The organism is uncultured Jannaschia sp., from assembly GCF_947494055.1.
Lineage (GTDB): Bacteria > Pseudomonadota > Alphaproteobacteria > Rhodobacterales > Rhodobacteraceae > Jannaschia.
In genome coordinates this window covers 133,588-148,054 of sequence record NZ_CANLTR010000007.1, presented here as the reverse complement: position 1 = coordinate 148,054, position 14,467 = coordinate 133,588, and the positions used below count along the sequence as shown (strand labels likewise).

The 14,467-nt window shown below is 68.6% G+C and carries 14 protein-coding genes; 1 reads left to right on the top strand and 13 read right to left on the bottom strand.

Translation table 11 applies throughout. From position 1 onward, the window contains the following. On the top strand, nt 1-71 hold a 71-nt coding region (locus Q1A87_RS24170), incomplete at its 5' end, for a hypothetical protein (RefSeq protein WP_292065646.1). Between the two features lie 647 nt (nt 72-718). On the opposite strand, the gene Q1A87_RS09500 is transcribed toward Q1A87_RS24170, so the two are convergent. The 13 genes from Q1A87_RS09500 to Q1A87_RS09440 form a co-directional block, all read right to left on the bottom strand. Then, nucleotides 719-1,633 carry an HAD-IIA family hydrolase gene (locus Q1A87_RS09500; protein WP_299650262.1) on the bottom strand — a complete coding sequence of 305 codons (915 nt, stop codon included), beginning with the start codon at nt 1,631-1,633 and terminating at the stop codon, nt 719-721. After that, nucleotides 1,630-2,433 carry a phosphonate ABC transporter, permease protein PhnE gene (gene phnE, locus Q1A87_RS09495; RefSeq protein ID WP_299650259.1) on the bottom strand — a complete coding sequence of 268 codons (804 nt, stop codon included), beginning with the start codon at nt 2,431-2,433 and terminating at the stop codon, nt 1,630-1,632. Before phnE (Q1A87_RS09495) ends, Q1A87_RS09500 begins: the two co-directional genes overlap by 4 nt. Next, complete coding sequence (phnE, locus tag Q1A87_RS09490; protein WP_299650256.1) at nt 2,430-3,218, bottom strand: phosphonate ABC transporter, permease protein PhnE; 789 nt, start codon at nt 3,216-3,218, stop codon at nt 2,430-2,432. Before phnE (Q1A87_RS09490) ends, phnE (Q1A87_RS09495) begins: the two co-directional genes overlap by 4 nt. After that, complete coding sequence (phnC, locus tag Q1A87_RS09485; protein ID WP_299650254.1) at nt 3,215-3,991, bottom strand: phosphonate ABC transporter ATP-binding protein; 777 nt, start codon at nt 3,989-3,991, stop codon at nt 3,215-3,217. The genes phnE (Q1A87_RS09490) and phnC overlap by 4 nt, the downstream gene beginning before the upstream one ends. 51 nt (nt 3,992-4,042) lie before the next feature. Further along, nucleotides 4,043-5,014: a phosphate/phosphite/phosphonate ABC transporter substrate-binding protein gene (phnD, locus tag Q1A87_RS09480; RefSeq protein ID WP_299650284.1), complete on the bottom strand. Its 972-nt coding sequence runs from the start codon at nt 5,012-5,014 to the stop codon at nt 4,043-4,045. Nucleotides 5,015-5,491: 477 nt separating this feature from the next. Continuing rightward, nucleotides 5,492-6,085 (bottom strand): LysE family translocator, encoded by a 594-nt coding sequence (locus Q1A87_RS09475; RefSeq protein ID WP_299650251.1) that lies wholly within the window; start codon nt 6,083-6,085, stop codon nt 5,492-5,494. Then, nucleotides 6,079-7,074, bottom strand: coding sequence for a Gfo/Idh/MocA family oxidoreductase (locus tag Q1A87_RS09470; RefSeq protein WP_299650248.1), 996 nt, complete (start codon nt 7,072-7,074; stop codon nt 6,079-6,081). The genes Q1A87_RS09475 and Q1A87_RS09470 overlap by 7 nt, the downstream gene beginning before the upstream one ends. Further along, nucleotides 7,067-8,071: a Gfo/Idh/MocA family oxidoreductase gene (locus tag Q1A87_RS09465; protein ID WP_299650245.1), complete on the bottom strand. Its 1,005-nt coding sequence runs from the start codon at nt 8,069-8,071 to the stop codon at nt 7,067-7,069. The genes Q1A87_RS09470 and Q1A87_RS09465 overlap by 8 nt, the downstream gene beginning before the upstream one ends. Then, the gene (locus Q1A87_RS09460) at nt 8,068-8,973 is read right to left on the bottom strand and encodes a DMT family transporter (RefSeq protein WP_299650242.1); all 906 of its coding nucleotides are present in this window, start codon (nt 8,971-8,973) and stop codon (nt 8,068-8,070) included. Before Q1A87_RS09460 ends, Q1A87_RS09465 begins: the two co-directional genes overlap by 4 nt. 75 nt (nt 8,974-9,048) lie before the next feature. Continuing rightward, the gene (locus Q1A87_RS09455; RefSeq protein WP_299650239.1) at nt 9,049-10,551 is read right to left on the bottom strand and encodes an altronate dehydratase family protein; all 1,503 of its coding nucleotides are present in this window, start codon (nt 10,549-10,551) and stop codon (nt 9,049-9,051) included. Nucleotides 10,552-10,711: 160 nt separating this feature from the next. Beyond that, entirely contained in the window at nt 10,712-12,340 is a 1,629-nt protein-coding gene (locus Q1A87_RS09450; protein WP_299650236.1) for a TRAP transporter large permease subunit, read from the bottom strand. 45 nt (nt 12,341-12,385) lie between these two features. Further along, nucleotides 12,386-13,204: a TRAP transporter small permease subunit gene (locus Q1A87_RS09445; protein WP_299650233.1), complete on the bottom strand. Its 819-nt coding sequence runs from the start codon at nt 13,202-13,204 to the stop codon at nt 12,386-12,388. Nucleotides 13,205-13,358: 154 nt separating this feature from the next. Further along, entirely contained in the window at nt 13,359-14,408 is a 1,050-nt protein-coding gene (locus tag Q1A87_RS09440; protein ID WP_299650230.1) for a TRAP transporter substrate-binding protein, read from the bottom strand. Between the last annotated feature and the right edge of the window lie 59 nt (nt 14,409-14,467).

Genomic DNA, 14,467 nt, shown 5'->3' with positions numbered 1-14,467 from the left:
GCCTGCGCTTCGCGATCCGCGAGGGCGGCCGCACCGTCGGCGCCGGCGTGGTCTCCAAGATCACCGAGTAAGCCACTACCCACGGTCTGGAACGACGAGAGGGCTCCCGCAAGGGGGCCCTCTTCGCGTTCGGGCGTCCCGGTGGCGCCGGGTCGGGACCGGTGCGTTCCGCACCGATGTCCTCGACGGTGTCCGACACTTGTCAGGGTACGTCCTCGTCGGTGTCCGCCAGGACACCGCTCTCGATGGCGAACCTCTTGGTGTCGCATTAAGGGGAAAGAACTGACTCGGGCGGATCTGCCTTTCGATCCCGAGGCTCCGCTCGACTGGATGCCCGCGCAAATCCCCGGCCTCGATGCCTTGACCCGGAGGGCGCTGACTAGAGGGACGACTTGCCCGCCCGTCATCGCCTCAGGAGCTGGCCGATACCGATCGTGTATGGCATCAATCTGGACGCGGGCGCCGAGCCGGGGGACACGGTCTGTCGACCCGATGCCGGCGAGCAGCGCGTCGTGCCCTTTTCCCGACGGCAACTGTCATCGGAGACCGTTCCTTTCGGCAGGATCGTCAAGGGGCATAGGGCCGAGGTACTGGCCGTAATCCTGCACGATTTTGGCGACGCGCCGATGGAGCGGATCAGAAACGTCCTGGCGCGTTCGACGAACGTCAATCTGATCCGGATGCGTATGCAGGTGAAGCCTCGAGACCGAGGCAGGCCTCACGGTCGGCGGACGACGAAGTCTGGCCTGATGCCGGAGATGGCGATGGCCGCGTCGACGTCGGTTCCCGCGAGGGCGCCGTAATCGGTGACGAGAGCCGTCGCAAAGCCCATGCCGCGCCCGCCCAGAATGTCGGTGTGGAGGGTGTCGCCGACCATCAGCACGCGCGGTGGTTCGGGTCGCGGGCTCATACGGCCAAGAGCCAGATCGTAGATCGCCGGGAACGGCTTGCCGAAGAATTCGGGGACGATACCGGTGCTGTCGGCGAGACGGTGGGCGAAGTGGCCGGGCTCACGTGAGAGGCCGCCCTCGCGCGGGGCGGCGATGTCGGGGTTGCCGACGAGGACCGGGCGCGGCCGCGCGCGAAGCGCGTCCTCGAGTCGCGTTTGCCGAGCCTCGGTCCAGCCGTCGGAGCCGACGAGCAGAAAGCCCTCGACCCGATCGTAGGCCGCACGGTCGTCTTCCAGAAATTCGCCGGACGGCGCGTCGAACTCCTCCAGCCCGTAGCGCGGATTCAGCATGAGCCCCCAGCGACGGGGCGGCAGGGAAGCAAGGTGGGCCAGCAACGCCTCGCGGCTGGAGACGACCTCCTCGGGCGAGAAATCGAATCCGAGACGGGCGTAGCGCGCCATCATCACCCGCTTGGGGTAGCCCGCGGAGTTGGACACGACCATGACGCGCTTGCCGGCACGACGCAGCGCGGCGACGCGTTCGGACGCGCCCGGGATCGCGGCTTCGCCCACATTGAGGACGCCATAGGCGTCGAGCAGGATCACGTCGAAGGGATCGCAGACCTCGCCCAGAGTCTCGGCGGACCTGTGGCCCGAACCGAAGCGCGCCCGCGGCAACCGATCGGCGACCGCGCAGTAGGCGTCGAACGGCCAGGCGAGCGCCGCCGCCGCGGCGCCGCTCATATGATCCGGCGGCGGAGCCAGGCAGAGACGATCTCGCCCAGGATGACGAGCGCCAGGATCGCCAGCAGCACCATCGCCGCCTCGCGCCAGTTGAATGTGTCTATGGCGCCCTGCAGGATGATGCCGATGCCGCCCGCGCCGACGAGGCCGAGCACCGTCGACTCGCGCAGGTTGATGTCCCATCGCAGGATCGCCACGGCCCAGAAGGTCGGCATCACCTGCGGAACGATGGCGTAGGCGATGACCTTGAAGCGCGACGCGCCGGTCGCCTCGAGCGCTTCGACCGGCCGCTTGTCGATCTCCTCGATCGCCTCGCCCAGCAGCTTGCCGACGAAGCCGATCGACCGGAACATGATCGCGACGATGCCCGCGATGATCCCGGGGCCGAAGATGGCGACGAAGAGGAGGGCCCAGATGATCGTGTTGACCGACCGCGAGGTGACGAGGATCAGCCGCCCGAGCCACAGCGTCGCCTGGTTGGGCGTGGTGTTCTGCGCGGCGAGGTAGGCCACCGGCAGTGCCAGGATCACCGCGAAGGCCGTGGCGATGGTGGCGATGTTCACCGTTTCCCACAGCACGCGAAGGATGGTGCCGAGGTTGGTGGGGTCGGGCGGATACATCCGGGCGAAGAGGTCGCCCATCTGCACGGGCGCGTCCCAGACCCAGGCCCAGATGATCTCGATGGAGCCAAGCGCCCAGGCCACCGCCAGCGCGCAGGCGGCGAAGACGGCGTAGCGCTGCATGCGCTGGCGCAGGGTGAAGCGCGCCCAGTCGTCGCGTCCCATCTCGGCGAGGGTCATAGGCGCTTCCTGATCCAGCCGCTCACGCCCTCGGAGAGGAGGATCGCGGCGACGATGACCATCGTGATGGCCAGGGCGAAGTCGTAATCGTAGCGGCCGAAGGCGTTGGCGAGCGTCGCGCCGATGCCGCCCGCGCCGACGATGCCCACCACGGCCGAGGCCCGCAGGTTCGAGTCGAGCTGGTAGATCGTCAGACCGATCTGTCGCGGCATGATCTGCGGAAAGATCGCGTAGGCGAGCGTCGAGAAGTAGGGGGCCCCCGCCGCCCGCATCGCCTCGACCTGACCGAAGTCGATCTCCTCGATCCGCTCGGCCAGCATCTTGGCGACGAAGCCGATGGAATAGACGATCAGCGTCAGGACGCCGGCGAATGGCCCGAAGCCGACGGCCTTGACGAAGATGATGGCCACGATCACCGGATGGAAGCTGCGTGCCACGATGACGATGGCCCGGCCCAGGTAGAAGACCGGCCTGGGCGCGATGTTGCGCGCGGCCATGAAGGCGATCGGGATCGACAGCAGGACCCCACCTGCCGTCGCCAGAACGGCGATCTTGAGGCTTTCGAGGAACCCGTCGATCAGCAGCCCCGAACGCTCGAAGCTCGGCGGGAAGGCGCCGCCGAAGATGCGTTGCGCCCGAACGAGCCCCTCGGCCACGCGTCCCCAGTCGATCGGCAGGGTGACGAGTGTCCAGCCGACATAGACGATGACGCCGAGATACACCGCCCAGCGCAGCACCGGGTTCGATATGAACGGGGGCCGTTGCCAGGTGTCGGGATGGCTCACGACGCCTGCCTCAACCCGTCGGCGCGGTCGGCGGCGGGGCTGCCGGAATAGATCCGGTCCATCGCCTCCTGGTCCAGCGCGCCGGGCGCGTCGTCGAAGATGATCCGGCCGTAGCGCATGCCGACGATGCGGTCGGTGTATTCCCGCGCCTCGTGCACGTTGTGGATGTTGATCAGCACCGGCAGCTTCAGCTCGCGCGAGAGATCGCGCAGCAGGCCCATGATCTGCTCCGACGTCTTCGGGTCGAGCGACGCGGTGGGTTCGTCGGCAAGCAGGATCTCGGGCTTCTGCATCAGGGCGCGGACGACGCCGACCCGCTGCCGCTCGCCGCCCGACAGCTCGTCGGCGCGCTTGTTGGCGTAATGCGCGATGCCCACCCGCTCCATCAGCTCGTAGGCGCGGCGGATGTCGTCCTTCGGATAGCGCCGCATGATTGCGGCCCATGTCGAGATGTAGCCCAGCCGCCCGGACTGCACGTTTTCCATCACCGTCAGGCGGTCGACGAGGTTGAAGCTCTGGAACACCATGCCGATCTTGCGCCGCGCCTCGCGCAGGTGGCGGCCGCGCAGGCGGGTCAGCTCCGTGCCGTTGAGCACGATCGAGCCCGATGTCGGCTCGACCAGCCGGTTGATGCAGCGCAGCAGCGTCGACTTGCCCGCGCCGGACGAGCCGATGATCGAGACGACGCTCTCGCCCTCGATCGTCAGGCCGAGGTCCTTGAGCACCGGGTCGCCGCCGCCGTAGCGCTTCACCAGGTCGGTGATCTTCAGCATGGGAATCTCCTGAGAGGGTCCGGCCGCAGACCGGCCGGACCCGAGGCCACGTCACTCGGCCGCGAGGCCCTCGGGCGTGTACTGCACGCCGTTCGCCGCCTGGATCTGACGGATGACCGCCCACTGGTCCTCGTAGGTGACCGGGATGAACTTACTCACGCCGGTGAACTCCTCCCCGAGCGCGGTGCCCTCGAAGTCGAACGAGAAGAACGCCTCCTCGATCGCGTCCTTGAGTTCGGGGGCAAGGTCGTGGGCGTAGGTATAGGAGGTCGTCGGGAACGGATCGCTTTCCCAGACGATGCGCACTTCCTCGGGATCGTAGAGACCACGCTCGGCCATCCGGTCGACCACCTCCGAGGCGACGGGGGCGGCATCGTAGTCGCCGGCCACGACGCCCAGCATCGACTGGTCGTGGCTGCCCGAATAGGTCACCTCGTAATCCTCGTCCGGAACCACGCCGAGATCGGGGAACAGCGCCCGCGGCGCCTGGTTCCCCGAGTTCGAGGTCGGCGACGTATGGGCGACCCGCTTGCCGGCGAGATCCGGCATCTCCTGGATGTCGCTATCCGCCTGGGTGTAGACCTGCAGCGTGTATCCGAAGCGCCCGTCGTCCGAGCCCATGATCGCGAACGGCACCGCGCCGGCAAGGTTTACCGCGAAGGGGGTCGGGCCGGTCGAGAAGCCCGCGATGTGCAATCGGCCGGACCGCATCGCCTCGACTTCGGCCGAGTTCGACTGGACCGCGAAGAACTGCACGTCCTTGCCGGTGACCTCCTCGAGATGCGCGATGAACGGGTCCCAGATGTCCTCGTAGATCGCCGGGTCCTCGACCGGCGTGTAGGCGAAGACCAGCGTGTCGGGGTTCGACAGCTCGCTTTCGTCCTCCGGCGCGTCTGCGACGAGGTCGCCGTCCGCGTCGCAATACATGCTGTCGAGCGCGCCGCGATCGCTGCACTCCTCCTGCGCCAGCGCAGCCTGCCCGGTCAGGGCCAGCGCACCCGCAAGCAGGCTGGTCACGGTCATCTGTTTCACAAACATATGGCTCCTCCTCCACGATCGTGTCGCGGCGGCTCCGTGGGCCGCGCGTCAGGCGCGGATATCACCACCGATGACGGCAGATCGCAACACGGGCGTCAGGGATATCCGTGACGTCAGGCATCGCGATGGGGTCTGAAGGTCGCCCGTCCGCTCGCCGGAGAGGTGCGCGGCACGCGGCGCAAGGACCTTGGCATCGATCCTCGAATGCGGCGACGACCGCGTTTCCCCGTCGCCCTCGACCGCAGCCAAGCTGTCCGGTGCGACGGGAGGCACTGCGCCGGGTTTTTCGAGCCGAACGAGTCGCATCGGAACAGGGCAGCGGGTCCGGCACGCGCCCCCGGATTGCCGATCCCCGGCATGTGGGAGGCTTTTCATGCCGCAGCCTGTATCTGCGGATCGAGGGATGGAGGCGGCCGTGAACGACGATGTGCCGTCGGCCGCCGTCCCGATAGGTCACCCCGTCTAGGGGGCGAGCGTGGCCAGGGCCATTCCCACGACCGCCAGCATCGCCACCGCCATCCCCACGTTGATCGCCCGTTGCGTCCGATGCGCGAGGTCGAGGCGACGGAGCCCGATGCCGGCGCCGAGCCAGGCGAGGTGCAGCGGCACCCAGATCGCGTTCATGATCGCCAGCTTGACGAGCGCCTCGGCCAGGGTCGCTTCGGTGAAGATCGGGAAGCCGGAGAACAGGGTGGTGTTCACCGCATAGGCCTTGGGGTTGATCGCCTGCAGCGCCAGACCGTCGATCATGCCGGGCTCCCGGCGCGCCTCGATGAAGGCGATGCGGGCGCCGGCCGTGGCGATCTTGAAGGCGAGGTAGAGCAGGTAGCCCGCGGAGGCCAGAAGCAGGACGACGCGGAGCCGTGCATCCGCGAGGATGAGCGCGGCCAGGCCCGAGATGACGGCCAGCGCCACGACGTTCGAGCCGAGGAAGAGGCCGACGAGGTAGCGCAGGCCCGGCCGCGCCCCGTAGGCGGCCCCGATCCCGGCGGTCGAGAGGACGCCGGGGCCGGGCGTGGCGATCAGGAAGACGACCGCCGCCGCGAAGGTCAGCACGCGCCGGTCGCGTCCGCCATCGCCTGCGCCTCGATGGCGAGCGCCATGACGCGGAACGGATGCTCCGGGTCCGGCATGCGGCCCGTCCGGACGCCATCGAGGAAGCCCGCGAAGAAGGGCAGCGGCTCGTCGGAGGCCTGCCAGCGCTCCGAACGGTCGTTGTTGACGAGGATGACGTGATTGCCGCCCTCCGCCCCCTCGGGATCGACGTATTTGCGGATCTCGATGAAGCCATCCGTCCCGGTGACGAAGAGCCGTCCGTCCCCCCAGGTGGGCAGCCCGTCGGGCGTGTACCAGTGCAGCAGGATGGTCCCGCTGGTCCGGCCCGTGCGCATGGCGATGCGACCCCGGTCCTGGAACGGCGGCGCGCGCAGGCAATCGGCCTCGGCGAACAGGATTTCGGCTTCGGTGGACCCGGACAGGTGCAGCACCTGCTCGATCTGGTGCGATCCGATATCCGCGAGGATGCCACCGCCCTTCGCGTGGTCCCAGAACCAGTCCGGGCGCGTCGGCGCGTTCAGCCGGTGTGGCGCCAGCAGCGTCACGTCGATCACCTCGCCGATGGCGCCCTCGGCCACGAGGCGCGAGACGCGGGTCATGCCCGGCACTTCGAACCGTTCGCTGAAATCGACGGCCCAGATGCGTCCCGTCGCCCCGGCAGTCCGGCGAATGTCCTCCAGATCGTCCTGCGTCAGCGCGCCCGGCTTGTCGCTCAGGACGTGCTTGCCCGCTTGCATGGCGCGGCAGGAGATACCCGGCCGCTCGGACGGGACGCCCGCGGTGACCACGATCGTGACCTCCGGGTCCGCGAGCAGCTCCGCCTCCGTGCGACGCGGCGCGTCGGGGTAGCGCTCGACCCAGCCCTCGAGCGTGCCGGGCTCCCCCTCGGTGGCCCAGCCGACCAGATGCCCGCCGGCCTCAATCAGGTTCGCGACCATCGTGTAGCAGTGCCGGTGGTCGATGCCGATGACGGCGATTCCCTCAGACATTCTCGATCTCCTCTCGTTGTCCCGACCGCGCCGAGGCCTGGATCGCGTCGATGAGCGCGATGGCCGGCAGCGTGTCCCGCGCCGGGATCGCCGGGGCGCGTCCCTCGCGCAGGGCCGCGGCGAAATCCTCGATCACCGCCTGGTGCCAATCGTGCTGGAACGCCATCGGGTCGGCCCCGCCGCCGGTGCCCGCGGCCGGCTCGCCGAAGCTGCGGCGTTCGCCGTCCGCTCCGGTGACCGTGAGCTCCCCGCCCACGAGCACGGCCGAACCGTCGGTCCCGTTGACCGTGAGCACCTCCGTCCCGCCGGGCCGGTGCGTGACCGAGGCCATCAGCGCGCCCGTGGCCCCCCCGCGGAACCGCAACGCGGCGGCCGCGAAATCCTCCGCCTCCAGATCGTGGAGCGGCGTCGTCGCCACCATCGCCTGCACCGCGGCCACGGGGCCGCAGAGATGCAGCATCAGGTCGATCGAATGGATCGCCTGCGTCAGCAGCACCCCGCCGCCATCGCGCTCGTAGGTGCCGCGGCCGGGTTCGTCGTAATAGCTCGGGTCCCGCCACCAGGGCACGCGCAGGTCGACCGAGGCGATCTGCCCGAGCCCCGCCATCTCCTTCGCGAGCGCCTTTGCGGCGGGGCGCATCCGGTGCTGCAGCGTCACGCCGAAGGGCACGTTCGCCGCCTCGCAGAGGTCCACCAGCGCCGTCGCCCGCGCGAGGTCGCGCTCGAGCGGCTTCTCCGCGAGGATCGGCACGCCCGCCCGGGCCAGTTCCGCCACGTGGTCCTGCCGCGCGTTGGGCGGGGTCAGGAGAATGACGAAATCGACACCCTCCGCGAGCGCCGCGACGCTCTCGACCGCCCGCGCGCCGTGTGTCTCGGCGAAGGCCCGCGTCTTCGCCGGATCGCGCGCCAGCACCGTCGCGAGCTCCAGCCCCGCGTCGCGGATCGCCGCCACATGCGTCGCCGCGACCATTCCCGTCCCGATCAATCCGACCTTCACGTCACCCTCCGTTCGCGCCACCAGATGAACAGCCCCGCCGCCGCGATCACCATCGCGCCGAGAATGGTCGTCGCCTCAGGGACCGTGCCGAAGACCAAGAAGCCCGTCGCGGCCATGTAGATGAGGAAGGCGTAGCTGAAGGGCATCAGCACGCTGGCCGGCGCGAAGCCATGCGCGTGCGAGAAGAAGTGGTGCCCGGTCCAGGCGAGGCCGCCGAAGCCGATCATCAGCGCCCATTCGAACGCCGTCGCCGGCATCTGCCAGACCCAGAACATGAACGGGGCGAGGATCGCCGTGCCGACCAGCCCGGCATAGAGCTGCATCGTCCGCGGCGCCGCCACCCCCGCGAGCCGCCGCGTCAGGATCGAGAAGAGCGACAGCGCTAGCGCGCTCGTCAGCGACAGGAGCATCGCCCAGTGGAACGAAGCGTCCCAGGGGCGCACGACGACGAGGACTCCCGCGAAGCCCACGGCGATCGCCGCCCAGCGCCACCGCCCCACGCGTTCGCCCAGAAGCGGCACGGAAAGCGCGGAGACGAGGATCGGCGAGGAGAAGGTGATCGCCGCGATCGTCGTCAGGTCCAGATAGCGCAGCGCGACGAAATTGGTGATGGTCGAGACGAGAAGCAGCCCCCCGCGCAGCAGCATCAGCCCCGAAAGCGGCCAGGGTGCGGTCCAGCCGGAATGGTCGCGGCCGAGCATCGGTCCGGTGGAAAGCACGAGATGCGTGGCGTAGCGCATGAAGGCGAGCTGCAGCGCGGGCAGCCCCGCGAGCGACAGCCACTTCACCGACGTGTCGTTCATCGCGAAGAAGGCATTGGCCACAAGCATCAGCAGGATGCCGCGGCCGGCATCGTCGACGCGCGGCCGCGCGAGCCGGGAAACCGGGATCGGCGGCGGCATCAGTGGTGCGTCCGGTGCCGTTCGAGAAGGATGACGGACGCCCCGGCCCGTGCGGTCAACGCCACGGGGCCGGCGTCACATCACCGCCCCGATCTGCCACGGCACGAATTCGTGGTCGCCCAACCCCTGCGCCTCGGACTTGGTCGTCTCGCCGGAGGCCACGCGCAGGAAGGTCTCGTAGATCTCGCGGCCCTTCGCTTCCACGCTGGACCGACCGTCGAGGATGTCGCCGGCGTTCACGTCCATGTCCTCGGGCATCCGGTCGAACAGCGTCTGGTTCGTCGCGACCTTGATCGTCGGCGCGGGCTTCGAGCCGAAGGCGGAGCCGCGCCCCGTCGTGAAGCAGACGAGGTTGCAGCCCCCCGCGATCTGTCCCGTCACCGAGGCCGGGTCGTAGCCGGGGCTGTCCATGAAGGTGAAGCCATGGGCGCGGACCTGCTCGGCGTATTTGTAGACGCCGGTGAGCGGGGTCGTCCCGCCCTTCGCCGCCGCGCCGAGCGACTTCTCGAGGATCGTGGTCAGCCCGCCCTTCTTGTTGCCGGGCGAGGGGTTGTTGTCCATCGAGCCGCGGTTGCGCTCGGTATAGTCCTTCCACCATTCGATCAGGCCGACGAGCCGCGCGCCCGTCGCGTCGTCCACCGCGCGGCGCGTGAGCAGGTGCTCGGCGCCGTAGATCTCCGGCGTCTCGGCCAGCACGCCGGTCCCGCCCTGCGCCACCAGCAGGTCGCAGGCATGGCCCAGCGCCGGGTTCGCGGTGATCCCCGACCAGGCGTCCGAGCCGCCGCATTGCAGCGCGACCGTCAGTTCGGAAACGGGGCAGGGCTCGCGTACCGCCTCGTTGGCGATGGGCAGCATCGCGCGGATCTTCGCGATCCCCGCCTCGACGGTGCGGCGCAGGCCGGCGACGTTCTGGATGTTCATCGTCTGGAAGGTCGGCGAATGCTCCAGCCCCCAGGCGTCGAGCAGCCAGTCGATCTGGTTCATCTCGCAACCCAGACCCACCATCAGGACGGCGGCGTGGTTCGGATGGCGGGCATAGCCCCACATCACCCGCTGCAACGCCTCGAACCCGTCGCCGTCGCCTGCCATGCCGCAGCCGGTGCCGTGGGTGAAGGCGCAGACGCCGTCGACGTTCGGGTATTGCGCCATCTCCTCCGGCCCGAAGGCGTCGGCGATCATGTGGGCGGCGGTGGCCGAGCAGTTCACCGAGGTCAGCACGGCGACGTAGTTCCGGGTGCCGACGCTGCCGTTCTTGCGACGGTAGCCCATGAAGGTGTCGCCCGTGGCGGGCTCGACCGGGCGCAGGTCGGTGCCGAACTCGTAGGCGTGGTCGGTGGCCCGGAACGCGCAGTTCTGGACGTGGACATGGTCGCCCGGCGCGATGTCGGTGGAGGCGTAGCCGATGATCTGCCCGTATTTCAGGATCGCGCCGCCGGTGGCGATCGGCGCGGTCGCGATCTTGTGGCCGGACGGGATCAGCGTCGCCGTGACCACGTCCTCCACCGCCGCCCCGGCCTCCATCGGGCCGGTCGCGGTAACGACGTTGTCGGAGGCGTGCAGGCGAATGGTTCGGGTCATCGGAGGCTCGGTCGGCTGGGAATGCCATCGTCATAGACCCCGGCCGGGGAAGTTAGAAGGCCCCGCCTGCGCACGCGGCCAGGCACGGGACCGGGGCCAGCCCCGGAGCCCCGGGATATTTGCGAAGCAAAGACGGGCCGGACCGGAGCCGCGCGGGACCTCAGTCGAGCAGGATGGCGATGATCGGTGGGTAGATCAGCAGGATCGACAGGGCGAGGAGCTGGATGCCGATGAAGGGCAGGAAGCCGCGGAAGATGTCGGTGAGCGAGATCTCGGGCGGGGCGACCGATTTCAGGTAGAAGGCGGCCGGGCCGAAGGGCGGCGACAGGAAGCTGACCTGCATGTTCATGCAGAAGAGCACGCCGAACCAGATCGAGAGCTGCGACGGCTCGAGCGTGCCGAGAAGCCCGATCTCCTCGATCGGCAGGCGCTGCACGATCGGCAGGAAGACCGGGATGATGAGGAGCACGATCCCCACCCAGTCCATGAACGCGCCCATGAAGAGGAGGATCACCATCATCGTCAGCAGGATGCCCATCGTCGGCAGGTCCGCCGAGACGATCAGGTTCGCCACGTAGGTGGGGCCCCCCGCGATCGTGTAGGCGCCCGCGAGCGTGGCCGCGCCGATCGTGACCCAGATGATCGTGCCGGTCGACTTGAGCGTCCGCATCATCGAGTCCCAGACGAGCTCCACGTTGGCCTCGCCCCGGAACACCGCGATCAGGAAGACCGCCACGACGCCCATCCCCGCGGCTTCGGTGATGCCGGATATGCCGCCGTAGATTGAGCCGAGCACCACGCCGATCACCACGATCGGCGCGACGAGGCCCTTGCCCATTGACCAGCCCCGCTTCGCGCGGTGCGGCTTGAAGACGAGGAAGAGGAGCGCGAGCGCCACCGCCACGACGATCCCGAAGGTCACGACATGTCCGGGGGTGCCGAGCACGATCGCGTCCACCCCCTCGACGACCGCGTTCTGCCCCGTCACCGTGAAGAACAGCGCGCGCAGGAACAGGGCCGTCCCGAAACCCGCGACGAGGATCGCGAGGAACGCGCCGAAGAGCATGTCCTTCTCCCCCGGCGGCGGGTCGTCGGGCGACGCCTCGGGCAGGGGGGCGAGGGCCGGGTTCGCCTGCGTCCGGACGATGATGTAGATGATGATGAAGGAGGCCAGCATGAAGCTCGGCAGGAAGGCCGCGGTGAACAGCGCCTTGATCGAGGTCTCGGTGATGAGCCCGTAGATGATCAGCACGATCGAGGGCGGGATCATCGTGCCGAGCGAGCCGGAGGCGCAGATCGTGCCGATGGCGAGGTTGCGGTCGTAGCCCAGCCGCAGCATCTGCGGCAGCGCGATCAGGCCCAGCAGCACGACCTCGCCGCCGATGATCCCCGACATCGCCGCCATGATCACCGCCATGATCGAGGTGACGATGGCGATGCCGCCCCGCGTCCGGTTCATCCAGACGTTGAGCGAGGAATACATGTCCTTCGCGATTCCCGACCGCTCCAGCAGCGCCGCCATGAAGATGAAGAGCGGGATCGAGATCAGGACGTAGTCGGTCAGCAGCCCGTAGATCTTCTGCGCCAGGATGTTGAGCGGCCCCGACCCGAAACGCCCCGTGAGCATCCCTTCGCCGAAGGTCCAGGGCGCGGTCAGAAGCGCGGGCTCGAACTTCATCACCAGCACCGCGACCGCGAGGATCGCGGAGGCGAAGCCCAGCGGCATGCCGATCGCGAGCAGCAGCATCAGCGCGATCAGCAGGATCAGCGATATCGTTCCGACGTCCATCCGTCGCCCCCTCGGTCAGTCAGTCGTATCGGTCGCTGTGCCGGATCACTCCGCGCCGACCTGACGGCGCAGCCGCTCGACCTCGTCCGGGTCGATGTCGTCGGCGGCGCTGTGCACGACCGGTTCGGCGTTCCAGTCGCGGATCAGGTTCGCCACGGCCTGGATCGCGACCAGCGTCACCACGATCAGGATCATCGGCTTGAGCGTCGCCGGGATCGGCGGGTCGAAGGCGGTGCCGAAGGTCTCCCAGCGGAGGTATTTCTGGCTGGCCTCGCCCCAGCCGCCCCAGAACAGGAAGAAGGCGAAGGCCAGGATCAGCGCGACGGAGATCACGTCGCAGACCTTCTGGAGCGCGCGCGGCATGATGTCGTAGAGCAGGTAGATGCGGATATGGCTGCGCTGCTGCATCGCGTAGAGGCCCGACAGGATGAAGATGAACCCCGCCATCCACAGCGACAGCTCGTTGGCCCAGAGCGTCGGCCGCTCGACCACGTAGCGCATGAACACCTCGAACACCATGACGCAGACCAGCGCCCCGATGAGCATCATCGTCACCCGGCCCACGAAGACCGAGATGCGGTCGAACCAGCCCCAGTCCTCGTATTCCATCGGCGCGCGGCGCACCGTGGCCACGCCGAGCACGAAGAACACGAACGCGCCGATCAGCGCGACCCAGGCCACGGGCCCGGCAGCGTCGTAGCGGCGGGCCAGCGCATCGACCGTCGGGCCGTCGGCGGTGAAGGTCATCAGGAAGGCCGGCATCCGCCACATCGCCCAGGCGAAGCAGAGCGTGAACAGCGCCGGCATGGCCAGTTGCAACAGGCCGGGCGTGGTCTGGACGTCGTCGTCGGATGCAGATCTCATGACGGGTTCCCCTGGGACTTCGGATGACCCGGACGGTCAGGCGGGCAGCCCGGTGCGGTTCGGGCCGCCCGCCCCGGATCGCGGCACCTCCCCCTGCCGCGGACCCGTCGGGTCGGCGCGGCCCCCCGGGGCCGCGCCGGGACTCAGAGGCCGGTCACTCGGACTCGGGGGCCTCGGTCTCGGACCCGTCACCCGCACCGCCGGAGACAAGGCCCAGATCGGTCAGGTAGGCCATGTGCGACTCGACCAGCGCCTCCGCCTCGGGCGTTGTGGCGAATTCCGGCCAGGTCGCCTGCGCCGCGTCGCGGAACTCCTGCCGATCCTCGTCCGACCAGCTCGACAGCGTCACGCCGGATTCGCGCAGCCGCGCCGCCGCTTCCGCGTTCAGCTTCTCGAAGGAGAGCGCCGTGCGCAGCGCCAGCGATTCCATCGCGGTGGAGATGATCGCGCGGTGATGCTCGGGCATCCCGTCCCACACGGTCTTGTTGCAGGCGAGGTGGTCCGAGGGCATCGAGTGGAAGCCCGGATAGGTCGCATTGCCGACGAGGTCGAACAGGCCGATGCTCTCGTTGTTTGCGAGGCCGGAATAATCGGTCGCGTCGATGATCCCCGTCTCCAGCGCGGTGAAGACCTCGGTGAAGTCCATCACGACCGGGACGGCGCCGAGCTTCTCGAAGATCTTCGTCTCCATGCCCGGGGGCGAGCGGAACTTCCAGTTCTGCAGGTCGGCCACGGTGGTGACCGGCGTCTTCGAGGACAGGCTCTCCTGCCCGTAGACCCACCAGCCGACGAGCTGCATGTCGAACTGGTTGTAGAGTTCCTGCGCCGCCTCGAGGCCGCCGCCGTAATAGAGCCACGAGAGCTGCTGGTAGGGCGTGTCGTAGCCGCCCATGATGTCGCCGACGAACTGGAAGGCGGGGTTCTTGCCGGTCTGGTAGGCGCCGCCCGTCATGTCGCAGTCGAGGATGCCGGTCGCGGCCGCGTCGAAGGTTTCCACCGTCTTGACGACCGAGGAGGAGAAAAACGGCTCGATCGTGATCTCGCCGTTCGACATCGTCTCGATCCGGTCGAAGAATTCCTGCGCGAGCTGACCGCTCGTCTGCTCGGGATTGTAATGCGTCTGGATGCGCAGGGTCGTCTGCTGCGCGGCCGCGGCGCCGGCGAGGGCGGTGGTCGCGGCGAGCGCGAAGGCGATGGTCTTCATGATGTCCTCCCGATAGTGTCACTGGCCCCGAAAATCCGAGCGATCGAACCTCCCTCGGG

Bases quoted from the DNA above. Each gene is read 5' to 3' on its own strand.
- Q1A87_RS09500 (WP_299650262.1), bottom strand. From the start codon at position 1,633: ATGAGCGGCGCCGCGGCGGCGGCGCTCGCCTGGCCGTTCGACGCCTAC.
- phnE (WP_299650259.1), bottom strand. From the start codon at position 2,433: ATGACCCTCGCCGAGATGGGACGCGACGACTGGGCGCGCTTCACCCTG.
- phnC (WP_299650254.1), bottom strand. From the start codon at position 3,991: ATGCTGAAGATCACCGACCTGGTGAAGCGCTACGGCGGCGGCGACCCG.
- phnD (WP_299650284.1), bottom strand. From the start codon at position 5,014: ATGACCGTGACCAGCCTGCTTGCGGGTGCGCTGGCCCTGACCGGGCAG.
- Q1A87_RS09470 (WP_299650248.1), bottom strand. From the start codon at position 7,074: ATGTCTGAGGGAATCGCCGTCATCGGCATCGACCACCGGCACTGCTAC.
- Q1A87_RS09460 (WP_299650242.1), bottom strand. From the start codon at position 8,973: ATGCCGCCGCCGATCCCGGTTTCCCGGCTCGCGCGGCCGCGCGTCGAC.
- Q1A87_RS09455 (WP_299650239.1), bottom strand. From the start codon at position 10,551: ATGACCCGAACCATTCGCCTGCACGCCTCCGACAACGTCGTTACCGCG.
- Q1A87_RS09450 (WP_299650236.1), bottom strand. From the start codon at position 12,340: ATGGACGTCGGAACGATATCGCTGATCCTGCTGATCGCGCTGATGCTG.
- Q1A87_RS09445 (WP_299650233.1), bottom strand. From the start codon at position 13,204: ATGAGATCTGCATCCGACGACGACGTCCAGACCACGCCCGGCCTGTTG.
- Q1A87_RS09440 (WP_299650230.1), bottom strand. From the start codon at position 14,408: ATGAAGACCATCGCCTTCGCGCTCGCCGCGACCACCGCCCTCGCCGGC.